The following is a 24,763-nucleotide window of genomic DNA, read 5'->3' on the forward strand; positions in this document are numbered from 1 at the left end:
ATATCAGATCAATCCGGTTTCCCGAAGCAGTAAAAGCTTTTCCTTTGGAATACTTCTTTCTAAATCGCCATTTTCAACATCAAGTGCTTCCCAATCTGAATATAAAACAAAATCAGGTGTGACGGGCAAAACCTCAGTCCAATCTAAGGAATTTAATTGTAATGCAACTTCAAAACGAACATCCTGACAAGCTTCCCAATATTGTTCCCACTCATTGTCTCCAATTAACTCTACAAATTTCTCCTGCTTCTCTTGAAAAGAGGGGATTACTTTTTCAAGCCCCACTTGATAGGCAGCCGGCATCTCACCGGAGTTCCACAGATACCAAAGCGCCTGAGGGTGCTCTTCTTGAATCATCTTATCTCGGTAGGATTTAATCCCTAATGTAATTAATCCAAGTACGGGTTCGTAATCGGTTCCAAGAAGAGATACATAACATACTTCATCAGATTCATCCAGTTGAATTTCCTTAACAGCAACCAGAATATCACGCAGCATATCTTGCTTCATCTCTTTAAGGAGTTGGTCTTTATCCATGATTTCCCCCAGTGTTTAATTTAATTACTCTAGTCAAAAAGCAGTACCTCGCAGATTTGTGCTGTATCTTAACGTAGCTTCATGTTGTATCAAGTAGATAAATCCCTTCGCAGCCACAAGGAGTTGCTCGCCAAGTTCAAGTGATGTTTTATAAGGAAAGATTCCTTCACGTATAGTCTTATTTGATTCAGGATCCTGCAGAGTAGCATCGATCATCTCGTTATACCTTTTCATATTTCATACCTGCTAAGGGTTATCGTATAACGGTAGGAATCTATCATTTTTATAAACATTGCTCCATTTTCACTATAACCGCCTTTAGCAGCCGGCAAAAGGGTATACCCGCACTTCTCTAAGGGTTCCCTTAATACATCCAAAATGACTTCGTTTACCCTCAACCTCGATTTATTACCATAGAGCGTAAGAATCCCCCTCTCCTCCAGCATGCTGTCATCCAACATATTGAGAAGATCAAAAGACAAAGAGGCTAAGTTCTCCAAAGCAAATGCCTGTGTAAAATAATCTACTCCTTTCGGGTTCAAAGGATCAGAATGAAGCAAAGAATTCAATAGATCTACGGATTTAGAGTCTGTAGCAAAAGGAATCCAGGCTTCCGTCTGAAATGGTTCAAGTTCCATTTTCTTTGGTTGTTGAAAAGGAATATCGATATGAATCTTAAGAACTCCGTCTTTCCAAAAGTCGGTCCTCCACCCCCACTCATCATAGTTCCCCCAAAAAAGGACAGTTGTTTTCAGCTCTGCTGATACCTTACCCGCCCATTTGTTAGCTGTTCGCAGATCATTCTCGATAAACAAAGCAATCCATTTCGGGTTCAATTGTGTCAGGTAGGCATCCTTTTTCTTTTTGCGAATCCATTGCTCGAGAACAGGCACTTCAAGATTATGTATTAAAATAGCGGTTGATAATTCACTCATGGAACACCTCTTGGCAAAAAATAATAGCAGAAGTCCCGGTTAAACTGGGCTTTATTAATATTAATATAATACAATACGCTAATTTACAGAAAATCTCATTTATAATTGTAATTTTAGCAAATTTATTTTTACACTTCGTTGTCTTAACCTCATCAAAGTGTAAAAGTTGTAATTTATAAAAAAACCAGTAATAGCAAGGCTTTCGCTACTACTGGCTTTAATATTAGTCTCAAACATATACCCTAAAAAGTCTCATTTATCGACCATTAAAGTAGTCTCAATTATAACCGTTACTCACAAAACCAGTAACCGCTACCCCTTAATCCCCCGCTGCCGCATTCCCTCAAACAGCAGAATCGTAGCTGCCATCGCCGCGTTCAGCGACTCGGCCCGGCCGGCCATCGGGATGATGATGCTCTTGTCGACAAGGGCGGCCGTTTCCGGCGAGATGCCCTTGCCTTCGCTGCCGATCAGCAGCCACTGGCTGCCGCGGAAATCATGCGTGTAGCAGGAATCTTCTCCGGTCAGTGAAGTACTGACCAGGAGTGCACCGCGCTCCCGCGCCTGCCACAGCACTTCGCCAAGATCTCCCTCCACCACCGGGAGATGGAACATCGAACCCATCGTGGAGCGGATGGTCTTCGGGTTATAGATATCGGCGCAGCCTTGACCGAGGATAACTCCGTCGGCACCGGCCGCATCCGCGCTGCGGATAATGGTTCCCACGTTGCCGGGGTCCTGGACGCCGTCCAGCACAACTACGAAGCTATCCGGCTTCGCCAGGATGACTTCTATCCCCTGCTGTTCCTTACGCACAACCGCAAAGACCGGCTGCGGCGTATTCGTGCTGCTGCATTTTGCGATTACCGCAGCGGATACGCCGATCACCTCCATGCCCTGCACGGCCTGCAGATGATCCCGCAGCTCGGAAGGCATGCCCTTGTCGAGGTCATAGGCCAGGATTTCTACATCCGCTTCAGCCAGCAGCGCCTCCTGAACAAGATGAATCCCTTCCACTATATATTTACCGGACTTGTCCCGGTGTTTTTTCTCCTGCAATCCGGCCCATTCTTTTACCCGCGTATTCTGCGGCGACAATATTTCCATGAGGTCCAACCTTTCCATTTACTTAGCATGTCCATCCGGCAGCTGCTTAATTGCATTTTCTGCAGCTAAAATCCCGTATTTCTTCCCTGTTGCCCGCTTAGTAGCAGTTTGTACACTTAAAATTTCCATTATGGTCAAATAAGCACAATTCTCTTCATTATAGCTGCACCAAATACATTTATTCCGCTAAACAAGCTCTTCCCACCAGATATAACTGCACAAAATACAATTAAGCAGCATCCAGCCTGCAATGTATGGCACTTTTAGCGTTCAGCATCCAGCCTATAATGTATGACACGTTTAGCGTTCAGCTACTGATAAGCCATCTCCAGCTTCGTCAGATTATCCTTATGCCCGACGATAACCAGCACATCGCCGTCAACCAGCCGGTCGTCTGCTCTTGGAGTGATATTCATTTCGTCCCCCCGGCGGATGGCCATAACGTTACAGCCATATTTGGCGCGGATGTCGAGCTCCTGCAGGTTTTTGCCCAGCATGGGTCTCGGCACCTTCATATCCAGAATGCTGTAGTCCGGTGACAGCTCAATATAATCAAGGATGTTCGGGGAAGCCAGATGATGCGCTACCCTCAGTCCCATATCCCGTTCAGGGTAAATCACTTTGTCGGCACCGATCTTGCTCAGAACCTTGCCGTGCAGCTCGCTTTTGGCCTTGACCAGAATCGCCGGCACGCCGAGGTCTTTCAGAATCAGTGTCGTCAGAATACTCGCCTGGATATCTTCGCCAATCGCCACAACTACGACATCAAAGTTGCGGATGCCGAGCGCGCGCAGCGCCTCCTCATCGGTGGAATCCGCGGATACGGCATGCGTGACAATACCCGAAATTTCCTGTGTGCGCTGCTCGTCCGCATCGATCGCCAGCACATCATACCCCATGCCGCTGAGCGCTCTGGCCACACTTGAGCCGAAGCGTCCCATTCCGATGATCGCGTACTGTTTTTTTGCCATGTCCGTGTACCTCCCAAAAGCAATGTGCATCTCACACAGTATAGCATAAGCACACATAAACTTGAATTTCCTGCGCACCTGCAGGGCACATTAAAAAAGGGCCTTTGAGTCTTATCCGGACCCGGTTCTTATCCAAAAGCCAGCCAAGTCCACCATCACATTCAGGAGGTTGATTATGCCAGTTACTATCGATTTGCGCCAAGCGGTAATTCGTAAAGTGCACGGCCAGTCTGAAGACGATTTGCGGGACATGATTGAAGGCTCCGTCGACGGCCCCGAAGCAGCCCTGCCCGGGCTCGGTGTCATGTTCGAGATGGTATGGAAAGACCTCGAATCTGCCAAGCAGGAACGTGTAATCAGCTTACTGCACAGACATCTGGAGGAAATAACTCCGGGTTCGGTTACGACCTAAACGCCCATGCAGGCAAAAACCTCCGCTAACCCGGGTGCCAGGCACCCTGTAAGCGGAGGTTTTCAATTCATTACAAACGTTCGGCTTAAGGCGCCGTCTCCAGGAACTTCGCTGTCGGATTCTTATCCATTGCTGTACGCATCGCATATTCGTTCTCGAACAGCACGACATAATTGCCTTTCTTATCCGTTACCAGCGTGGAGTTAATCCGGAACTTGGATGGATCCGGCTTGTTCTCATCGATAATCCAGCGTGCGAACTGATACGACATCCGCTGCAGCTGCACATCCACGCCATATTCGCCCTTCATGCGGTACTCGAACACTTCGAACTGCAGCTGGCCCACTACGCCGAGAATAATATCGTCAAAGTTGACCGTCCGGAACACCTGAATCATACCTTCTTCTGTCAGCTGGTCGATACCCTTCTGGAACTGCTTCGATTTGAGCGCGTTTTTGATGCTTACCTTGGAGAAAATCTCCGGCGAGAACGTCGGCAGCTCATCGAACTCCATCTCTCCCGCCTGGCTCAGGGTATCCCCAATCCGGAAAATCCCCGGATCGAACAAACCGATAATATCACCAGGATACGCCTCTTCGACAATATCACGGTCCTGCGCCAGGAATTGCTGCGGCTGGGACAGCTTGATATCCTTGCCTGCCCGGACATGCTTTACGCTCATGCCGCGCTGGAACTTGCCTGATACGATCCGCAGAAAGGCGATCCGGTCACGGTGGGCCGGGTTCATATTGGCCTGGATTTTGAATACATAACCGGTGAATTTCTCATTCGTCGGCTCTACAGGGCCGGCTGTACTGCGGCGCGGCTCCGGCTTCGGTGCAAGCTCCAGGAAGTTGTCGAGGAAAGTCTGCACACCGAAATTGTTGATCGCACTGCCGAAGAATACCGGAGTCAGCTCTCCGCGCAGCACTTTTTCATAATCAAAGGCATCGCCGGCCACGTCCAGCAGCTCCAGATCCTGGCACAGCTGGTCATGCAGAAATTCGCCGGCCATTTCGCGGATAATCGGGTCACGGTAGCTTTCCACCTTCTGCACCTTGATCACCGAGTGATCGTCGCCCTGGAACAGCTCCACCTGATTCTTCATCCGGTCGTATACCCCGCACAGCTCGCGTCCGCTTCCGATCGGCCAGTTCATCGGTACAGAGCGGATGCCGAGTACGTTCTCCAGCTCTTCCATCAGGTCGAACGGGCTTTGGCCTTCACGATCCAGCTTGTTGATAAAGGTGAAGATCGGAATGCCGCGTTTGGCGCAGACTTGGAACAGCTTGATCGTCTGTGCCTCCACACCTTTTGCAACGTCAATCAGCATGACCGCGCTGTCGGCTGCCGTCAAAGTACGGTACGTGTCTTCACTGAAATCCTGGTGACCAGGGGTATCGAGAATGTTCACCCGGTGGTCCAGATAATCAAACTGCATCACGGAGGAGGTAACCGAAATCCCCCGCTGCTTCTCAATTTCCATCCAGTCACTTGTTGCATGCTTGCTTGCTTTACGGGCCTTAACCGTACCCGCGAGCCGGATCGCGCCGCCGAACAGCAGCAGCTTCTCCGTTAATGTCGTTTTCCCCGCATCGGGGTGGGAAATGATCGCAAAGGTTCTGCGTTTGTCCACTTCCGCTTGCAGCTTCTGATCCGGTGCCATATGGTTTGCACTTATCCCTTCATATATAAATTCATGCTCTAGGCGGCAATTACAGAGAACTCATCAAATCGGTCTTCTGCTCATTCTGTACAAATCCCTTCATTGGTTGGATTCATCATTTATGGTATAACTTCATTGGTAAATCCGCTTCAATTAAAGCATCCTTTAAAGTATATCAAAATCCGGCAGACGTATCTATTATTTTCAACCTTTATGCGTAATTATATGCCTTATCCTGCATTGTGTCGCTGAATCATAGGTAAAAAGAAGAAGCCCCCTGCAAACATTGCAGGAGGCGCTTCTGTATGAACTGCTGTATCGTGACTTGAGGTATCAGCTGTTAACGCTCCATACCACATTATCTTCATCCTGGCCGTTAACGGGCCACCAGTGGAAGCCTTCCTGTGCCAGCAGCTGGTCTGCTTCAACAGGTCCCCAGGATCCCGCAGGATAGGATGCCAGATCACTGCTCTCTTCTTTCCACGCTTTGGCAATCCGGTCCACAAAGGACCAGGCCGAGGATACCTCATCCCAGCGGGTAAAGTAAGTGGAATCTCCGCGCGCCGCATCATGCAGCAGACGCTCGTAAGCTTCCGGTGAGTTGATGCCGACCATGCAGCTCTGGCAGAAGTCCATCGCCAATGGCTGAATTTCGGACTCAGAGCCCGGCTTTTTGGCATTAATCTTCACGTAGATGCCTTCCATCGGGTTCACGCGGATGACAAGCAGGTTCGGCTCAAGCTTATGCTTTTGTCCCAGATAGACATTAGTCGGCATCCCCTTGAATTCCACAACCACTTCCGTCGTCTTCACGGGAAGACGTTTGCCGGTACGGATGTAGAACGGAACGCCTGCCCAGCGGAAATTATCAACAAATACACGTGCCGCAAAATACGTCTCGGTATTCGATTCCGGATCTACTTTATCCTCCTGGCGGTAAGCCGGAAGGGTCTTGCCTTTATAAAGGCCTTGGGTATATTGACCGCGCACCACGTTCTCACGCACTTCCTCGGAGGAAGCATATGGACGAAGCGAACGGAGCACCTTTACCTTCTCATCACGGATATCTTCAGCCAGCAGACGGCTTGGCGGTTCCATGGCGATCATCGTCAGCAGCTGCAAAATATGGTTCTGGCCCATATCGCGCAGGGCTCCTGCATGATCGTAGTATCCGCCGCGCTCTTCCACGCCGACCGTTTCTCCGAGCGTAATCTGAATGTTGGCGATATGCTTGTTGTTCCACAGCGGCTCAAAGAATGCATTCGCAAAACGGATTACTTCAATGTTCTGCACCATTTCCTTGCCGAGGTAGTGGTCGATCCGGTAGATCTCCTCTTCCTTGAACACCTCGCGGATCTGCTCGTTCAGCTCTTCCGCCGACTCCAGGTTGTAGCCGAACGGCTTCTCGATCACGAGACGGTTCCAGCCTGCACTCTGGAGCATGCCGCCAGCCTTGAGGTTGTACGACACGCTGCCGAACAATTCAGGGGCCAGGGCAAGATAGAACAGACGGTTCCCGGGAATATTGAACTTCGCTTCAATCGCTTCGGTTTGCGCATTCAGCTCGCGGAAGCCGTCGATATTATTGATATCCAGGGACTTGTATTCAAAATGCTGTACGAATTCGTTCCATTCCCCTTCGTCCCCCGTCTGATAGCGGCAGAACTCCTGAATGGATACTTTCACATCTTCCCGGAACTCATCCTGGGTGCGGGGACGCCGAGCCACGCCAATAACCGCAAAATCATGGGTCAGCTTACCTTCACGGTACAAACTGTAAATTGCCGGGAACAGCTTACGCCGGGCCAGATCTCCGGTTGCTCCAAAGATAAAAAATACAGCGCCGGGTGTATGCAATGCATCAAGGTTTTGATTTTCAGCCATGGCTCCTCATCTCTCTGTATGTAATATTGTTGACATTCATTCTCAACGCCGATTGTAATATAAGATACGCTTTAAGGCGTTACGTCATTTTATCATATTCACAGGTAGGATGCTATCACATTCCTGACAGTTTTTCTCGGCTTTTCGCAATTTTCCATTACTCTTTTTTATCTGTTGCCATACTCCCGCTTATACACCAGCTGTGTACGGCTGTCCGTCTCAGCAGTACAGGCTTTATTATACCAAACGACATCAAAGGCCGCATACTGTCTATAGCCGCTCTATTTTATCCACAGAAGTAAAGTCCTTCTCTATTCCGGGTATGTTAATAAGGTGGCCTATGCCGGTCAAACAAATTAACGATACGGAGGAGACTCAGATGAGCCAGAAAGATGCAGTACAGGGAAAAACGATTGTCATTACAGGCGCATCCAGCGGTTTCGGAAAAGGCGTGGCGCGGAAGCTTGCCGCACAGGGAGCCAATGTCGTGCTGGCCGCCCGCCGGACGGAGCTCCTTCAAGAGCTTGTACGCGAATGCGGGGACAACGCGTTAGCTGTACCAACGGATGTCGGAAAACCGGAGGAAATGGAACGGCTGGCGGCTGAAGCCGTCGCACGGTTCGGGCAGATTGACGTCTGGATCAACAACGCGGGCGTAGGATTAATTGGCCCCTTTACTGAGCTTCCGGCAGAAGATTTGAACCGGGTAACGCAAACGAACCTGCTTGGGACAATGTACGGCAGCCAGATTGCGCTGCGCCATTTTAAACAGCGGAAAGCGGGAACGCTCATTAACCTCGGATCGATCGCCGGAAAAGTTGCCTTTCCGTACTACACGGCTTACAGTGCAACCAAATTTGCCGTAACCGGCCTGACCAAAGGGCTGCACCAGGAAATGGAGCTCGAAGGCCTGAGTGATATTCATGTCTGCCTCGTGCATCCTTGGGCCACCGATACCCCCTGGTTTGACCATACAGGCAACTATACCGGAAAGACCGCCCGGATGAAGCCGATGGAAGATCCCGGTCATGTGGTGGATGCCATCGTCGACCTGATCGCCAACCCGAAAGAAGAAGTCGAGGTAGGGGCTTACAGCAAAGGCACAACGTTGTCCAGCCATCTGTTCCCCGACATGACCGAGAACATCAACGCCAAGCTGGTTGCCAAAAATATCAGCGATGCACCGTCTACCCTTCTTACCTCAGGCAGTCTGCATGAGCCGATGCAGCACGGAACAGAAGTCTTGGGCGGCATTAAAGAACGGATTGAACGTGAAGATAAAATTTTGAACCAGCCGTAACGGAACAGAAGATACTTGATGAGTTTATTGCATTCCCCTATGATGCGGTTTTTAAGTCCGTTACGGCAACTGAGCAAGCACGCTGGCATTTCCCTTCATATATGGGCGCCAGCGTGCTTTTGTTACGGACGTTTTATTCATAAGCTGGTGCAAACGGTAAATCAGCCCGTCTGCCGGACGGCCCCTATATAAGTTGAGCCACGGAGTACGCTCTTATGCATGAAGGAAGGCAGCGCTCCCAGGTTCAGGCAGGCTCTGCCCCTACTCCACGAACTTCCAGATCTCGTTCAGCTCCTGCCGGGATTTCGGGCGGGGTTCATTGATCCGGTAACCAAACGCGGCCATCACCGATACGCCAAAATGCTCCCGGTCCAGCACACCGGCCTCAGCCAGCACGGTTTCCAGCTTCTCGCGGTCGAAGCCTTCGATCGGACAGGAGTCGATGCCGATCAGCGCCGCAGCGGTCATCATGTTGGCCAGCGCCAGGTACGTCTGTTTGCAGGCCCAGTCAAACATGGCCCGGTCGCTCTCCAGCAGGCGGAAATCCGATTCCTGAAACGCCTTGTAATTTCCGCTGAGCATCGAGCTGATCACCGTTTCCGGGATATGGTGAACCTCCCGCATCATATGAGATACATAATCGGCGTCATAATGAAGGTCGCGGACCGTCCGCGCCAGCACGACAACAAAATGGCTTGCCGTCATCGCCTGTCCCTGGGCGCCCCAGGAGACTTCCCGGATTTTTTCCCGGAGCCCGTGATTCTGGACAACAAGGAACCTCCACGGCTCCAGGCCAACCGAGCTGGGGGACAGCTGCGCAGCCTGCATGATCAGCTCAAAATCGGCAGCCGAAATTTTACGTGCGGAGTCAAATGTCTTGGTGGCATGCCGGAACCGGAAGGCGTCTATAATCTCCTGTTTTTTTCGTGAGTCAGCAGTTTCCATATTGGTATGAGCTCCCTTCTCCAAATCAGTAAATTCAGTAAAACCTTACCCGATTTATTCCTCCCCAAACTCCCGCTCCGCTATACGGTTAAGCGGGCAGGCTGTTCCCGGCTGCACAGCAGCAGGCACATCAGGCCTGCGCGGGTCCGATGGCCTGCAGACATCAAGAAGCAGCCTCCCCCTGACTTCACAGAGGGAGGCTGCCTTCAGTACAACGCCCGGCTTACAGACTGCCGAGGAGGTTATAGACCGCTTGCGCCGCCTGGGCTCGGTTCGTATTGGCTTTTGGGTCCAGCCGGCCGCCGCCCGTGCCCTGGATCAGCCCTGCCTTAAGCATGGCTTCCATGGCAGGCACAGCGTATCCGGACAGCTCGGATGCATCTTTGAAGTCCTGAACGTTAGTAGATACGCTGCCGCCGGAAGGCAGCTTCAGACCGAACAGGCCCGCCACTCGATACAGCATCACCATCATATCCTGACGGGTAATCCCGGCTTCCGGACGGAAACGGTTCTCGCCTTCGCCCTCTACCAGCCCCAGCCGTTTCGCCTCAGCCAGGTATGGCGTGTAATACTTGTTACCGGCATCCGCAAAGTTATCTGCCGCTTGCGCACCGGAAGGCTTAAGACCCAAAGCATTCATCGCCATGATCAGGAAGTCCGCCCGGCTGACGCCAGCCTGCGGGCGGAAGCTGCCGGCTCCCGCGCCTTGGACAATCCCGCGGGCTGACAGATAGTTAACCGCCCCATAATGCCAGTCGTTCATCTGTACATCCGCAAACGGCACCATTTGGTATGCCACGGCAAAAGTGCTGAAGTGGTTCGTGCGGAAAATCATCGAGCCGGTCTGCGCATCGTAACGACCGTTCGTTACGGTTTCAGCAGATCCATCCTCTCCAATCCACCAGATCACCAGATTATCCGTCTGTTCTCCGGCAACTGGAACGTAAGGCAGCGAGATTACAGCTTCAGTACTGCCGTTGTCCCACTTGACCGGAGTGCCTCCGATCCGCAGGGACAGATCGACAGCAGGTCTTTCGCCCACTCCTGCGCGGATGTTGGCGCCGAGGTCTTCCCGTGCGGACCTTCCGATCACAAGCTCCGCGTATTCGCCGGCATCCGGCACCTCAGCAAGCATATCGGAAGGGAGTGTTACAGTCGCCGCCGGAGAGATGAAGCGGTATCGGTCGCCGCCGCTGCTGCGCTTCAGGAAATCGGACGGCAGACGGAGCATAACGTCCCCGTTATGCTGCTTCCCTTGTGCGTCCAGCTCCAGGGTAACGGTGCGGACACCATCCACGGCCCGAGCCTGGGCCAGAGCTTCGTTCAGTGCGCCCGCTTCCGGTGAGGCAACCGCCTGGCCCGCTTCCATCCTGGTAGCGACCGTTACTGCACCCGCTGCCGGCGGTTGACCGGATGGCTGCGATCCCTGCGAACCGCCCGTAGTGCCGGATGGATTGCCGCCAGGACCGGGTACCGGATTGCTGCCGCTGCCACTGCCAGGGTTCGTACCCGGATTCCCGCCAGGGTTGCCCCCGCCGTTGCCAGGGCCCGTACCCGGGTTACCGCCAGGGTCACCGTCCCCATCACCAGGACCCGCGGCAGATCCGGTCGTGAAGCGATAGATCGGACTCAGACGCTCTGCACCGTACTCATCGGTAAGCTCCATGTACCAGTAGTAGGTATGGTTAGGCTGAAGATTTGTCCATAAGGACGAAGCTTCTGATCCTGAGGCAATATCCGCCTGCTCGCCGATCACGCGCTCCTTGTATACATTCAGCGCAAAATAATCAGTAGCGACCCGTTTCTTCGTATCACGGAAGGAAAACGGCTCGGTAAAGTCTTCAATCGCATCGTCAAAAAAGTTGTAATCGTCCAGATACGGCGAATACGTATCCACGTCAAGCGTTCCCGCCACCGGGTCGAAATTCAGCAGCCGCAGATAGCCGCTGCCTCCGCTTGGTCCGCCCTGATAGTCCGCCAGCATTTCGATCACCTGCCGTGAGGAACCGTCCGGGTTCTGCACTGTCTTCACCACGCGGTTGGCAGCATGGTAGTGGCCGCTCAGCACGAGCTGGACATTCGGATTCGGCGCGATGACCTGGTCAAACACGTTTTGCGCCATGTTGGACAACGTGCCGTTTGTCTCCAGGTAGGCGTGCATCCCGACGATCGCTACCCGGTCTGCATGCTTCTTCAGCACTTCATTGGCCCAGGCAATGGTCTCCGGTGTATCTTCCAGGCCAAACCCAATGTACAGGAAAATAAAATCATGCCCGCCGAACGAAAACAAATCATAATGGTTTCTGTTATTGTCCATTTGCCCGCCGTACCAAGGATTGTTTTCGTACCGGTCCGCGCCGACATAACGTCCGTAGTTTGTATAATCAACACCGTCGATAATCACGTCATGATTGCCCGCAAGCACGCCGTAAGGCACGCCGGCTTCGTCCAGCTTGTCCAGGTTCCGGTCGGCCACCTTCCACTGGGCTTCGTCATCCGCTTTGTTGACAATATCACCGGTATGGATAGCGTAGCTGAATGTTCCCTTACCGTACTGATCCACAATCCAGTCGCCCATCTTATCAAAAATCTCCGGATACGATTCGGCATAATACTGCGTATCGGTAAACCACAGAATCGTAAAAGGGTCGTTGACGCCCTTCACTTCGTCCTGCACCATCGCCTGAATCTTGCCATCCCGGACATACCGGGACGGTTCCACTTCCGCGGCAAGCTCGATGTCGCTTTCCTTCGCGTCTCCGGTCGCCGACTTCAGCGCCGTCCACTTGTCCGCTTCATGGTCCCAGGCATACAGCGTAACGATCCGGCCAGGCAGCGTACGGCCTTTCCAGTACAGCTCGGCAGTGTCTCCCGGCTGCAGTGCTTCGTCCAGCTCGATCTCAAACCGGTGGTACGGGAAGCCCGCGTCGGTGTCCGACACCAGATAGTCCCCGTCCGCCTTGGCAATTTGCGCCTGTTCTTCTGCAGACAGCCCCGTTTCACCCTCCGGCGTCAGCACAAGCGGCGGCTCACGGTCGGCCACGTTCCGGTAACCTTCGACGCCTTCACTGCGGGCAAAGTCGTATTTGCCCCCTTCAAGGAACCGGACATCCAGCCGGTCACCGCTCGGATCGGAGACATAGGCCCGCAGTACCGCATCGGTCGGCACGTTCTCTTCAAAATCCGCAGGCGATACTTCACCCGGCGCAAGCGGCTGTTCTTCGCCAATTACGAAAGTGCGTTCCGCCGAGGCTGTATTTCCCGCTCCGTCGTATACGGTTACCTGCAGGCGGTGTTCGCCCGGTACAAGGACGGTTGAGGAGGTCGCATACGGCAGCTCAACCGCTGCGCCATCCAGCACCGCTTCCACCTTCCGGATGCCTGTCAGGTTATCGGAAGCGGCCACATCCAGCGTAAAGGCTCCCTTCAGGGCTTGCCCTTCCTCTACCGGCCGGTTGCCGCCGGATACAATCGCTTCAATGACAGGATCGGTATTGTCGATCATGACGTCAAAAGCTTGAAGCTCATCCGTTCCAATTGTCATGGACAGCGGATAAACGCCGTCCTCCATACCTGCGGTATCCAGTTCCACATATCGGGCGGTATACTTTTCGTCCGGTACAGAGAAATGGAAATCGCTGATCATCGGCTTGTTCGGGTTGCTGCCGTAGTCGGCATCGCCCAATCCATAATAGGTATCCTCGCGGTAATCCACCGTAGTCTCACTCCGGTTGCCCAGGTAGCTGTGCACCTTGTCAGGTTTCACTACTGATCCGTCAGGCAGCACCAGATGCACATTCATCACTTCAAAATCATCATGATTATTGATCCCGAACACCTTGTCATGCTCGCTGACCTGGTAAGGCGCATTCTCGTTGCCGGTATGGACCGATACAACAGAGCCGGTTACGAACAGATCCGGGGTCATCGGAAAAATGGACCACGCGCCATCCGAGTATTTCGGTACGATCCGGGTAAAAAAGGAAGTCTGCCCCGCCGGATCAAGCATGCTTGCCGTAGCCTGGTAAATCTGATCCACGCCGCGCGTCTGCATGCCAAGCTGCACGGTACCCGGCAGCGCTTTGCGCGCCGGAAGCGGCTGTCCTTCCAGGAGGACCCCAATGGCATCCTGCGCACTGCCGCCGTAAGCGTAGAAGGCTGTCTTGTCTTTAAACATGCTGCCAGCTTCAATCGACAGACCCGGGTCCGGCAGCTCTGTTCCCGTTCCGGTTTCACCTACGGTGAGCAGTCCGCCCCGCGAGTTGTAAGGAACCCGGGTCCGGTTGCCGGCTGCATCGTCGGCTTCAACAATATAACGGTAAGCGCCCGTTTCAGAAAAAGCCATCGATCCGCCGTACACGTATTTACCATCTTCGTGCCCGGTCAATTCCAGGGATGCACTGCCGGTGTAGGCTGTCGACTCGTTTGTTGCCGGACCAAAAAATACCTCCGCTCTGCCCAGTGGCTCGCTGCTAATTACCTGCACAGTGTACGGCTCGTTTTTTCCCAGATTGTATTGTGTCTGCTCATGCTCAAGAACCGGCGCAGTCATATCTACGCCATCCACAGACGGAACCTGTCCCGGATCGATACTGCCCGGATTCGCGTACATCCGGTTATCCAGACGTTTCATCGTATGCCCGGTTTCCGGATAAGCATAGCGTACCACGGCGTTGCGCACGTCATTGACCAGCCTGTCGGGGCTGTCCGGCGTGCTCGGATCGTACCAGGCCTCTACCAGATAACGGTCCGGCTCATCCGGACTGGATAATGCAAACCCGCGCTGCAGCGAGTTCGGCAGATTGAAATCCGACGACTTCGAGTTATCGTAAAAAATCACATCGCTGTCATCGAGCGTGGAGTTAAAGTGCAAATTGAAGTCTGCCGTCGTCGTATATCCCTGTCCGTTGGCTACGGCTTCCTTGGCGAACCAGATCACTGCCGCGCTGTACGGTTCGATTGCCGTATGCTGCGGAATGGTCCACTGCTTCGGTGCCGTGGTTCCCGGATACAGATACCATAGGCGGTAATCCTTCAGATCCAGCGTCTTGTCCGAATTGTTGTAGACCTCTATATACTCATATTGGTTGCCGCTTCCCCAGCGGTAGTCGCCGGCCGGGTTCGGAAGAATCTCCGTAATCAGGATGCGCGGAACTTCTGTATTTACTGCGCCTGTCAGCGCAAGGGCATACTCCTCGGACCGAGCCGTTTCAATGCCGTCATAAGCTTCAAAATAATAATAAAGCTTGTCCCCCGACAGCTGGGCGGAAGGAACAACAGCTTCGTAGACATCTCCCTGCACAGACTGTGCCGGGACTTCGGTGAACGGGCTGTTGGCTGCCGTTTTGTGGAACAGCTTAACCTGCAGCGGGTCGCCGTCTCCATCATAGACATTTGCCGATACCGTAAGGTCCATCGAACGGTCGGCAGAAGCCGCTGGCTTATGTACGATGGACGGAGGCTGATTGGCGGTGGACACAAGCTGTCCGGGCTCGGTTATGCCTGCGGAAGGCAGTGCTTCCCGGGCGAAAGCAACCATGAACGATCCGCTGGAGGGAAGCTGGAGATGCAGGCTTTTACCGTCACCGACATCATCCGCTGTATAATACACCTCACTGAGAATCGCGGAGTTGTCATTTTTCCGGGTTACATATAAGCCGCGGTCCGTATTGTTAAGCCCGTCCTGGCCGCGCAGCTTAAATACCGGCACACTATCCGGTACGGAATGATAACGCCTAAAATCCACTTCGGTCAGATTCCGCGCGGCACCGGTAATGGAGGTGCTTGTCCGTTCCACCCACAGCACGGCCGGACTGTTCGCCGGGATGATTACATCGGCGGGGTTGCCGTAGACCGTATCCACAACGGATAAATCCTTCGTTCCGGCGTTGTAGTTGTACCTGATCTTGTACTCTTCATTAAAGGCTAGCTCCCGGTCCGAGGCATTATAAATCTCCACAAATTCAAACAGATCTGCTCCGCCGGCTCCCTCGATCTTGTGTTCATTGGACCGGTCGTCGGGATAAACCTCGGTGATGAACACTCCCGTACCGGTCGCCGCCGATGCCGTCCCCGCCATTGCTGGCTGGACAAACTGGGCGCATAACATGCTGCAGGACAAAAGAACGGCCAGCCACTGTTGCTTCTTCTTCATGTTTTCCTCCCTATGCCTCTTTTTTACTTTGAATAGCATATCGGCGGGAGGTAAGAGGGGTGTCAAAAAAAATCGATAAAAATGTAAATTTATGCATAAATTCATCAAACAATGCACAATCGCGTCGTTTTAGCTGGATGATAGACTGAGGAAGTGCAGGTAAGGCGGAGCTGTCTTACAATAGTTCAGTCTGTAGATTAGCACGCAAACGTTCTTCCTGCCGCAGATGATGGCGGTAATGCATTTCGACTAGGCGGTACCATTCAGCGGCATCCAGCTCTCCGAACCCGGGATGTACAATGACTCCGGAACTTTTCGTTTCCAGCAGCCTGCCGGCCATGTTTTTCATCTCACGGCTTACCCGGGACAGCCCTTCTGCCAGCTCCTCCTTGGACTCCGGCTGGGCCGGAGTGTATTGCGGCGAATCCGGTACGCGAATCCGGACCGGCGGAAATTCTCCCTGCGCAAACGCCGTTATTCCTGCTGGCGTTTTCCCAGCGGACGGTTCTCCGCTGCCTGAGCCCGTAAGACAGCCCTCCGCATTACGCAGATGCATATGCAGCGCTGACTGAATCAAATGCACATACATTTGGCCGAGTGACCATTCACCGTCCTCCCGCTGCTTCAGCTGTTCCGGCGTCAGAGAATTCAGCCCGCGGGCATAATGCGTACACAGCATCTTGAAGCTTTCTAAAGTTGACTTGATTACTTGTTCGTTTCCCATCTTAACTGTCACTCCCTGTTATATATGCAATCTCATGTTCCCTGTCTCCAATCATACAAAAACGCTGCTGACAGCGTTATGTCAGCAGCGTTCCAGTATCTTTTTCGCTTCCTGGCGGACCCTTTCCCGCAGGAATTCCGGCTCCAGTACCCGGGCTTCCGCCCCCCAGCCCAGCAGCCAGCGAAGAATTTCTTCTACCCGCCGTACGCGCAGCCGCAGTTCCAGTTCTTCCCCGGCGTCTTCGGCCGAGTCGATATAAAAATAACCTTCTTCCTGTACTTGCCGGGCCGCGGCGGGGCTGAGGCGGATCTTTACTACCAGTTCCCGGTCATCCGGGGGCGTATAGGCCGTATATGTAAAACCCGCAGGAACGGCAAATGTCTCCTCCAGCAGCTCCATCCCGTCCATTCGGGACAGGCGAAAATGCCTTACTGCCTCCCGCAATTCACAGTAAGCAATCAGTACCCAGGCGCCTTGAAGCAGCGCAAGTCCGTACGGATGTACGGTCCGGTCCGTCCGCACGTCTTCCTTACCGGCGGGATATCCGCCATACAGGAACCGCAGCTTGCGTTTATGCAGCACCGCGCGGCGTACGGCTTCCAGTCCAGCCTTCCCCCGTTCGTCTTCTCTGCCTCCCGGGACTAGCCGCATTGACGCGCGGATCCGGTCAGCATCGGCTCGGACCCGCTCAGGCAATACAGCCTCCAGCTTGGCACAGCCAGCCGCAGCACTGTCGCTGTAATAAGCGTCAAAATGACGCCTGATGAAATCAGCACCGGCCAGCAGGGCAACCGCCTCCTCGGCAGTGAAGCTGACCGGAGGCAAAAAATACCCGTCAGGCAGGGAATAGCCCTGGCCGGGAGCGCTGACAACCGGAACCCCGCCTTCGCTGAGTGCCTGGATGTCCCGGTAGATCGTACGGACGCTCGTCTCAAATTTCGTGGCCAGATCTCCGGCCCGAACCCTGCGGCTGCGCTGAAGCTCCAGCATAATCGCGAGCATACGGTCCGTTTTATTCATGACTGCCTCGTCTGCCCAGCCCTTCTCTTCCGCACTGTCCGTCTGGCTTAAATGTTACCTGCATCATCTTTTCTGCATCCTTCCGTTTCCTTACTTTCACGCCTCTATTATATGGGACATAACCTAAAGCGCCAATCTCAATATTCTATTGTAATCAGCGGGAGCCCGATAGTCACCCGGTTGCTGTTGTCGTTGCCATTCTTATGAACAGCAGTCTGCAGGCCAACTAAGTGATCCCCGCTGTTCACGAACCGTTTCAGACCCGGAACTTCATAGGAGCGGCTGACAGTCGCCACATCCTCATAATCTTCCACAGCTTGTATTCCGCTCAATTTCGCCGCAATTGCTCCTTCAACTGCCGCAAGCGCCTCGGATGGTGATCCCTGCACGGATGCGGTACCCTGCAGCGATACATTCCACTCCGGGGTAATTCCGGCTTCGGACATCCGTATCCCGGCTTCTTCCGCCACGGTTTGAAATCCCTCTGCTTTCAGCAAATCCCGTGTTTCTGCAGTTACAATAACATAGCTGCTGCCTGGGTCCAGCTCACTCCAGAACATGGACAGCTTGCTGTAATCACCTTGGGAAGCGGCCGCTCTATATGTGATATGCCCGTCCTCTTCACTGGCTTCCACCTTCCCGAGACCGAGCTGATCTGCCAGCATACCGGCATTCTCTGCAGAATCGCCACTGCCGCCGCTGTACTGCCCCTGCCATTTCAGCACAACACGAAGCGAGGAACCTGTAGCTGTCACTTCTTGTCCAGCTGAGGACAACAGCGCCAGCGAATCCGGCAGGCCGGCAAGGACTGAAGATGCGGGTACGTCTGCTGACAGCCGTTCAGCCCCGCTGCGGAACCCGGCCAGCAAAAGCACTGCTGCACCAAGACTAAGCATCAGCAGCGTCAGTTTCCCTTTTTCTAATCCCCATCCCCGGCTCTCCAGCTTCATCCCGCATCTTCCTCTCATGTAATCTAGCAATCTACTAGACAGGATAACCAGGATCAAGGGAGGATATACTTACAGGGCTATGCCCTTATAAGAAACCTCATACCGGATTCCCATAAATTCCTCCATACTGGGACCAGAGGAGGCGTACTGATGACAAAAAAAGCCCTGAAAATCTTTACCGATGCCCTGGAAGAGCAGAAGCATTGGCTGAATGCGATGGCTTCGGAGGGCTGGAGGCTTGTTCAGGTCAACCAGTGCATTTACATGTTTGAAGCCTGCAGGCCCGGTCAGTTTTTGTATAAAATCGAGTTCGCAGCCGGTCAGTCGAAACAGCAGCTGGAGGAATTCAAAGATCAGCTTGACAGGTTCCAGATTAAATATTTTACACAAGGTCTGGAAATCGGAAAAATATCATTAGGCAGCAAAAGATGGCGTCCCAGGCCCTCAGAGCTGCTGATTATGGAGAAGCGGAACGACGGAAGTCCGTTTCCCGACAGCACTACCCGCGGTGAAGAGCTCCAATATTACTCCAAAATGCGCAGCACCTTCAGCGTCGCCGCTGTCCTGCTTGCATTAGCTTTTTTTCTCGGCAGCCCGTCAACCCTTTCTATGATTACCGATATATTCGAACAGGGGATAGTAGACTGGCGGATTTTTTATAAGATAACGCTTCTGGTTCTGCTCATGCCGGTTTGCCTGATGATCGTTAAATACACGGGGAAGATGCGGAAACACAGGCAGCCTGTAATTCGCTGAATTGGCCTTTCCTCTAATAAAAGAAGACCGGGACGCCTGTCCCGGTCTTCTGCGCTCGCGTATTCTTTTGCCTGAACGGTCAGCTGCTCCGGGCAGCTCTCAAGCCTCAGTTACTCCGCCAGCCCGTTCTTGTATGCGTAAATAGCCGCCTGGGTACGGTCCTCGACCCCCAGCTTGGCGAGAATGTTCGTGACATGGAATTTCACGGTTTTGATTCCGATGATCAGCTGATCGGCAATATCCTGATTGGATTTGCCCTGGGCCAGGAGCTTCAGCACTTCCATTTCGCGCTCGGTCAGCTCTTTGTATGCAGGGGATTCCCCTTTGGCGTTGTTGCGGAACCGGTTCATCATTTTGGACGCTACCTGGGATTCCAGTACCGACTGGCCTCTGGCCGCCGCACGGATTGCGTCTGCGACTTCACTGGCCCGTGAGGTTTTGAGCAGATAGCTGAACGCTCCGGCTTCAATCACCGGATACATTTTCTCGTCATCCAGATAGCTTGTCAGTACAATCACCTTGCAGTCCGGGTACAGCTTGAGCAGCTGCTTCGTAGTTTCAATGCCGTCCATGCCCTCCATGACAAGATCCATCAGTACAACATCCGGATTATATTCCTGGGCCAGGCGTATGCCTTCTTCTCCGCTCCCTGCTTCGCCGACAACTTCAATGCCGTCCTCTGTTCCCAGCACTGCGGCAAGTCCGATCCGGACCATTTCATGATCGTCCACCAGCAGCACTTTAATCGCGATCGCTTCCTCCATCTCCATGGTTACCCTTGCCTCCTGTTTCATTTACTAGCGGTACAGTAATTTCAATGCGCATCCCTTTACCCGGCGCAGTAATAAATTGAATCGAGCCTCCCGTTTCGGAGATCCGCTCCTGCATGTTGGAGAGACCGTAGGAGGTCTGCTTGCTCTCATCCATCTCAAACCCGACTCCGTCATCACGCAGCGTCAGCCTGACGGTATCTCCCCGGCGGTGCAGCCGGATTTCCATCTTCTCCGCCTTGGCGTGGCGCAGGGTATTGGAAATGGCCTCCTGCACAATCCGGAACAAATGGTTCTCGATTCCCTTCAGCAGCTTTACATCCGGGTCCATCTCGAACACAATTTCCAGCGGAACCTTGATCTCAAGCTCTTTAATCAGCTCACGCAGCCCCTGCTCCAGTCCCTTGCCTTCCAGATACACCGGCCTCAGGTGAAGCAGCAGCGCCCGCATCTCCGACTGGGCTACGGCGGCCATCTCCTCAATCAGCGCAATCTGCCGCTGCGCCTTGTCAAAATCCTTTTCCAGCGTCCGGCCTACAGCCGTTGCCGTCATCGAAATCGCAAAAAGCTGCTGCGAGACGGCATCATGCAGCTCGCGTGCCAGCCGCTGGCGCTCCTCCATGATCGCGGAGACCCGCGCCTGTTCGGCCAGCTTGGCGTTGTTGGTGGACAGCCGCTGCAGCGTGTTCACCTGGTTCTCCCATTTGCCGCTGATCCGGCCCAGCTGCTCGCCGAGCCTGCCCAGCTCGTCACCGCCAAGCTCCGGCATGGCTGGTGTAAGATTACCTTTTTCCCAGGCTACGAGTGTGCCCCGGACCCGCTCCAGCTTGCGCTTGATGCGGAAGCTCTGATAGAAGCCGAAGCCGAGTCCGAAGGCCAGAGGAAGCAAAATTAATGAAGCTACAGTCCTGATTCCCATCTGCCAGTCCTCAAACGGCTGCAGATATCCATATGTATACAGAATGTACAAGATAACCAGCAGCATGACAAAGGAGAATGCAGCCCCCTCACCCATGCTGCGCGTTACCATATTACTGCTCTTTTTACCCACGGTCAGGTGCACTCCCTTCTCTATGTTCTGCGGCTTGGCCCTTAAGGGATCCGCACATCCAGGTCACCCATCAGATAAGAAATGTGCAGTTTTACTTTATTCTCGCAGCTGTCATAGTTGGCCGACTTCCAGTTGAGCCGGTTCAGCATCCCCGTATCCCGGTGGCTGCCGAATTCAATCGAGCCGAACAGCACAAAGGCTTCAATCTCCACACCATAGTCCTCAGACAGATGAATATCCATATCGCCGAATATCCCCTGGAACAGCATGATTGTCTCGAGGTCCTCCGCCATTGCCAGCGAAAGATCAATATCCGCCTCGCCCAGCACATGCCATGCACTCAGACTGCGCATCACCCATGGTGAGAGATCCCAGTCATAACGGGAGGAAAAGCTTTGCTTCTGCATGAACCCGCCGCGCTGCTGCATTCGCTTGGATTTAACATAGAACATCCCCAGTGAGACCAGGCAAATGCCAAGCACCAGCAGCATATGGTCCAGCAGCAGCAGCACCGCACCGATCCCCAGCAGCGTATAGCCCTGCTTCACCTTGCCTGACGTTGTCCGGTAGATCCCGAGCAGCAGGAACAGAAGCGCGATAATGGAGAAAAAGCCGATCCATCTACCAAAAATCATCATGCAGCCCACACCGATAAGTCCGATGGCAATCAAACGGTTTCGTTTATCCATTATGCACACCTCCTAAAAGTTTTGCGGAGCAAAACTGTCTTCGTAAGCATTAGCTTTAAGTTTTGCGGAGCAAAACTAGCTTCGTAAGCATTAACTTTAAGTTTTGCGGAGCAAAACTGTCTTCTTAAAATAAGTGGGAAGTTCTCCACTTCATAATCCCGTTCCGGCCTTGAAGCCTATGCGGCAGTATGAAATGGACAATTTCCAACGAAACAGGATTAGCGGCTTTGCAGCCGCTGGTTTCAAGGTCCTGTTACGGGCGTCAGCCCAGGCAGCGTATCCCGCTACAAAAGCCATACCGGTATGGAGAACCCATACCGTATGGCTTTTACCTAATTCAGCATATCATAATTGGCTGTTCTTTAGGAACAGGCTTAATTTTCTTTTTTGTCCAGTGAAGGAGATGCAGACGTTGGGTTCAGCTTGTTCTTGAGTGCAGCAAGCTGTTCTTCAATCTTCAGCTCTTTCTCGGCATCTACAGGCTTGCTGTATGCAGCCGAAGGGCTGTAAGGGGCGCGGAGAACATCTGCTTCCGCTTCAAGCTGCATGATCTTTTCTTCCATACGGTGGAAGCCAAGCGATGCGCTGCCGCTTTCGATTGAATGTACGCTGCTGATTTGCGACATTTGCTTCTTGGCTTTCGCCATTTGCGCACGGGACACAAGCTCATTACGCTTGTTGCGCAGCTTGTAGAACTCATCCTTCATATCATGCAGTTGCTGTACCAATTCTTTGGCCTGCACTTCTGCTTGAGCATGAAGATCGCTGTATTCGGCTTGCTTCTGGTCGAAATAGATTTTTTCTTCCAGCAGCTTGCGGGTAACTTCCTCCTGGCCGTTCTTCAGTGCCAGCTCAGCCTGGGATGCACGCTGTCCGGACATCTTGGCTGCTTCTTCAACACGCTGCTTCATCCGGCGCTCATTAGCCATTTGCTTCGCAACCGTAACCTCAGCCTCGTGAATTTCTGCCTCCATATCGCGCAGATACTGGTTCAGCATTACAATAGGGTCCTCTACCTTATCCAGCAAGTCGTTGACCGACGCCTTTGTCATATCCTTAATCCGTTTAAATACTCCCATGTTTTACACTTCTCCCTTCTCGTATTTAGCAAGTTTTTGTTTGAGCTCTTCCACTTCTTTTTGCAGTGCCTTTTTCTCAATATCCTTCATCATGGCATCCAGATTGGAATCCGGACCCGCATACGTGTTGGCTTTGTCATAACCGGCATTGAAACCCGGGCCGGATTGTCCGTAAGGACCGTACCCGCCCTGTCCGTGAGGTCCATGGGGACCCTGCGGTCCTTGCCCATATCCGGGGCCGCCGGCATAAGGGCCGCCATATGGGCCACCAGGTGCTCCGGGTCCTGGACCGAACGGATTATACTGGGTTGGCTCTTTCGGAATGAACAGAGCCGCAATGAAATATACAAAGATTGTTGTGCCCCCGGTAAAGGGAATGCTGATCACCAGCAGAATCCGGAACAGTGTGGAGTCAATGCCCAGCGTCTCGGACAATCCCCCTGCCAGCCCTGTCATTACCCTGTCACGGGTTGAACGATACAATCGGGTCATAGTACTACTCCTTTCCGCCATTGTTCAATTTCTCCTTCAAACGGGCCATTTCTCTTTCCAGTACGGAGGCTACAGTCTCTCCGGCCTGTACCGCGTACTCCTGACCCATCCGGCGCAGATCGCGCAGGCTTTTGGCTTCCAGCTCCCAGTCGCTCATCCGGTCTTCCAGCCGGTCGAACATCTTGGGAACGTCACCGCCGTTGCCGTAAGCACTTGCCCGCTGGTTCATACGCTGCTGAAGTCTTAGAGACTCCATCCGTGCAGCGTAATACTGGCGCTTGCTGTATACCGTCTGATACTCAAGCTTCAGTTCATTCAGCTGGCTTTCCAGCTCGAACAGTGATGACTTGCTCTGTTCCAGGAGGCCGCTGTACTGTTCCAGCTTTTCCTCGTGGATGATCTTTTCCTGCAAGGCCAGCTTGGCAAGATGATCCTCACCTGCTTTTAGTGCCAGCAGAGCCTGCTCTTCACGTTTGTTTCTCATAGCCGTTGCCTGATTTACCTGCTGCTGCAGCTGCTTCGTATGGGATGCGTACTGCTGGTACAGCTTCTCAGCCTCGGCAATTTCCTCCCGGGTTGAATGTAGAAACTGGTCAATCAGCTTCACCGGATCCTGGCTTTGTTCCAGACGTTCATTCAGATTTGCTACTGTGATATCTCTCATGCGGCGAAAAACACTCATGATTTCCTGCTCCCTCCCTGCTTCTTAATTAAGTAATCTCCGAAAATTAATATGTTCTGTTGCGTCTGCCTTTGAGTACTGAAATCCCCCACACCACCAAAGCGATTCCAAGCAGCGGCCCGATGATCCAGGACAGCTTGGCAAGCAGCCACATAATACCGATGAACATTGCGATCCAACCGATAGTTTTGCGTCCGTTCTTAATTCCGTAGTATCCGAGAGCAACCAGCAATACCGGGAACAGGATCCTGAAAATTCCGTGAATCAGGGGAAGCGCAATACCAAGCAGCATAATCGCTCCAATCACAATCAGCACAACCGCGAATCCGTTACCTCTTCTGTTTTGCATTTTCTCACCGCCTTTCGTTGACCTCAACCTTATAACCTTATTCTAGGGTAAATCGCATTCTTTCAAAACAGACCGTGGACGGTTTGTTGAACTGGACCTTAGTCGGGGAAGGTCCAGGCCTGGAGACTGCCGGAGCATGATTTCTTTTACTGCCAAAGCTCTAAAAGTTGCTGTTTTACTGTTGCGTTATCAATTTCTTTTGGAAAAGTGTCACTTGATGCAGCATTATGCCTCTATTTGTCGAGAATTTGTTGAGAGCACCCTGTTATAGTATGACTAAAGTCATTTCA

The 24,763-nt window shown here is 52.8% G+C and carries 21 protein-coding genes; 3 read left to right on the forward strand and 18 right to left on the reverse strand.

What is annotated here, in order from left to right; all coding sequences use genetic code 11:
- Window positions 1-3 precede the first annotated feature (3 nt).
- The 4 genes from C2I18_RS07790 to C2I18_RS07805 form a co-directional block, all read right to left on the reverse strand.
- A complete protein-coding gene (locus tag C2I18_RS07790) occupies window positions 4-537 on the reverse strand; it encodes a hypothetical protein (RefSeq protein ID WP_249900686.1) in 534 nt (177 codons plus the stop codon).
- 230 nt (window positions 538-767) lie between these two features.
- Window positions 768-1,472: a hypothetical protein gene (locus tag C2I18_RS07795; protein ID WP_249900687.1), complete on the reverse strand. Its 705-nt coding sequence runs from the start codon at window positions 1,470-1,472 to the stop codon at window positions 768-770.
- A gap of 312 nt (window positions 1,473-1,784) precedes the next feature.
- Window positions 1,785-2,579, reverse strand: a complete 795-nt coding sequence (locus C2I18_RS07800; RefSeq protein WP_249900688.1) for a TrmH family RNA methyltransferase — start codon at window positions 2,577-2,579, stop codon at window positions 1,785-1,787.
- A gap of 311 nt (window positions 2,580-2,890) precedes the next feature.
- On the reverse strand, window positions 2,891-3,550 hold the full coding sequence (locus C2I18_RS07805) for a potassium channel family protein (RefSeq protein WP_249900689.1): 660 nt from the start codon (window positions 3,548-3,550) through the stop codon (window positions 2,891-2,893).
- Between the two features lie 175 nt (window positions 3,551-3,725).
- Between C2I18_RS07805 and C2I18_RS07810 the strand changes: the two genes are divergently transcribed.
- The gene (locus C2I18_RS07810) at window positions 3,726-3,962 is read left to right on the forward strand and encodes a small acid-soluble spore protein SspI (protein ID WP_249900690.1); all 237 of its coding nucleotides are present in this window, start codon (window positions 3,726-3,728) and stop codon (window positions 3,960-3,962) included.
- An 85-nt stretch (window positions 3,963-4,047) separates the two neighbouring features.
- Here the strand turns inward: C2I18_RS07810 and C2I18_RS07815 are convergent, their stop codons facing one another.
- Both C2I18_RS07815 and zwf read right to left on the reverse strand, forming a co-directional pair.
- Window positions 4,048-5,628: a peptide chain release factor 3 gene (locus tag C2I18_RS07815; protein ID WP_249900691.1), complete on the reverse strand. Its 1,581-nt coding sequence runs from the start codon at window positions 5,626-5,628 to the stop codon at window positions 4,048-4,050.
- A gap of 333 nt (window positions 5,629-5,961) precedes the next feature.
- A complete protein-coding gene (zwf, locus tag C2I18_RS07820) occupies window positions 5,962-7,512 on the reverse strand; it encodes a glucose-6-phosphate dehydrogenase (protein ID WP_249900692.1) in 1,551 nt (516 codons plus the stop codon).
- Between the two features lie 379 nt (window positions 7,513-7,891).
- On the opposite strand from zwf, the gene C2I18_RS07825 reads away from it, so the two are divergent.
- Window positions 7,892-8,812 carry an SDR family NAD(P)-dependent oxidoreductase gene (locus tag C2I18_RS07825; protein ID WP_249900693.1) on the forward strand — a complete coding sequence of 307 codons (921 nt, stop codon included), beginning with the start codon at window positions 7,892-7,894 and terminating at the stop codon, window positions 8,810-8,812.
- A 261-nt stretch (window positions 8,813-9,073) separates the two neighbouring features.
- Here the strand turns inward: C2I18_RS07825 and C2I18_RS07830 are convergent, their stop codons facing one another.
- From C2I18_RS07830 to C2I18_RS07850, 5 genes are all read right to left on the reverse strand, one after another.
- Complete coding sequence (locus C2I18_RS07830; protein WP_249900694.1) at window positions 9,074-9,757, reverse strand: NAD(P)H-dependent oxidoreductase; 684 nt, start codon at window positions 9,755-9,757, stop codon at window positions 9,074-9,076.
- Between the two features lie 223 nt (window positions 9,758-9,980).
- Window positions 9,981-15,911 carry an S-layer homology domain-containing protein gene (locus C2I18_RS07835; protein ID WP_249900695.1) on the reverse strand — a complete coding sequence of 1,977 codons (5,931 nt, stop codon included), beginning with the start codon at window positions 15,909-15,911 and terminating at the stop codon, window positions 9,981-9,983.
- Window positions 15,912-16,086: 175 nt separating this feature from the next.
- Window positions 16,087-16,635, reverse strand: coding sequence for a DinB family protein (locus C2I18_RS07840; protein WP_249900696.1), 549 nt, complete (start codon window positions 16,633-16,635; stop codon window positions 16,087-16,089).
- Between the two features lie 81 nt (window positions 16,636-16,716).
- Complete coding sequence (locus tag C2I18_RS07845) at window positions 16,717-17,655, reverse strand: helix-turn-helix transcriptional regulator (RefSeq protein WP_249900697.1); 939 nt, start codon at window positions 17,653-17,655, stop codon at window positions 16,717-16,719.
- A 137-nt stretch (window positions 17,656-17,792) separates the two neighbouring features.
- Entirely contained in the window at window positions 17,793-18,605 is an 813-nt protein-coding gene (locus tag C2I18_RS07850) for a YwmB family TATA-box binding protein (protein ID WP_249900698.1), read from the reverse strand.
- Window positions 18,606-18,755: 150 nt separating this feature from the next.
- Here C2I18_RS07850 and C2I18_RS07855 point away from each other — a divergent pair, with 150 nt between their 5' ends.
- Window positions 18,756-19,361, forward strand: coding sequence for a DUF2812 domain-containing protein (locus C2I18_RS07855; RefSeq protein WP_249900699.1), 606 nt, complete (start codon window positions 18,756-18,758; stop codon window positions 19,359-19,361).
- A gap of 110 nt (window positions 19,362-19,471) precedes the next feature.
- Here the strand turns inward: C2I18_RS07855 and C2I18_RS07860 are convergent, their stop codons facing one another.
- The 7 genes from C2I18_RS07860 to C2I18_RS07890 all read right to left on the reverse strand — a co-directional run bounded on the left by C2I18_RS07860 (window position 19,472) and on the right by C2I18_RS07890 (window position 24,473).
- Window positions 19,472-20,131 carry a response regulator gene (locus C2I18_RS07860; RefSeq protein ID WP_481857896.1) on the reverse strand — a complete coding sequence of 220 codons (660 nt, stop codon included), beginning with the start codon at window positions 20,129-20,131 and terminating at the stop codon, window positions 19,472-19,474.
- On the reverse strand, window positions 20,103-21,161 hold the full coding sequence (locus C2I18_RS07865; RefSeq protein ID WP_249902041.1) for a sensor histidine kinase: 1,059 nt from the start codon (window positions 21,159-21,161) through the stop codon (window positions 20,103-20,105). The genes C2I18_RS07860 and C2I18_RS07865 overlap by 29 nt, the downstream gene beginning before the upstream one ends.
- 62 nt (window positions 21,162-21,223) lie before the next feature.
- On the reverse strand, window positions 21,224-21,871 hold the full coding sequence (gene liaF, locus C2I18_RS07870) for a cell wall-active antibiotics response protein LiaF (protein ID WP_249900700.1): 648 nt from the start codon (window positions 21,869-21,871) through the stop codon (window positions 21,224-21,226).
- A gap of 374 nt (window positions 21,872-22,245) precedes the next feature.
- A complete protein-coding gene (locus tag C2I18_RS07875) occupies window positions 22,246-22,950 on the reverse strand; it encodes a PspA/IM30 family protein (RefSeq protein ID WP_249900701.1) in 705 nt (234 codons plus the stop codon).
- Between the two features lie 3 nt (window positions 22,951-22,953).
- Complete coding sequence (locus C2I18_RS07880; protein ID WP_249900702.1) at window positions 22,954-23,442, reverse strand: PspC domain-containing protein; 489 nt, start codon at window positions 23,440-23,442, stop codon at window positions 22,954-22,956.
- 4 nt (window positions 23,443-23,446) lie between these two features.
- Window positions 23,447-24,124, reverse strand: coding sequence for a PspA/IM30 family protein (locus C2I18_RS07885; protein ID WP_249900703.1), 678 nt, complete (start codon window positions 24,122-24,124; stop codon window positions 23,447-23,449).
- Window positions 24,125-24,170: 46 nt separating this feature from the next.
- Window positions 24,171-24,473 carry a LiaF transmembrane domain-containing protein gene (locus C2I18_RS07890; protein ID WP_249900704.1) on the reverse strand — a complete coding sequence of 101 codons (303 nt, stop codon included), beginning with the start codon at window positions 24,471-24,473 and terminating at the stop codon, window positions 24,171-24,173.
- Window positions 24,474-24,763: the final 290 nt, after the last annotated feature.

The sequence above is a fragment of the Paenibacillus sp. PK3_47 genome, assembly GCF_023520895.1.
Lineage (GTDB): Bacteria > Bacillota > Bacilli > Paenibacillales > Paenibacillaceae > Paenibacillus_AQ.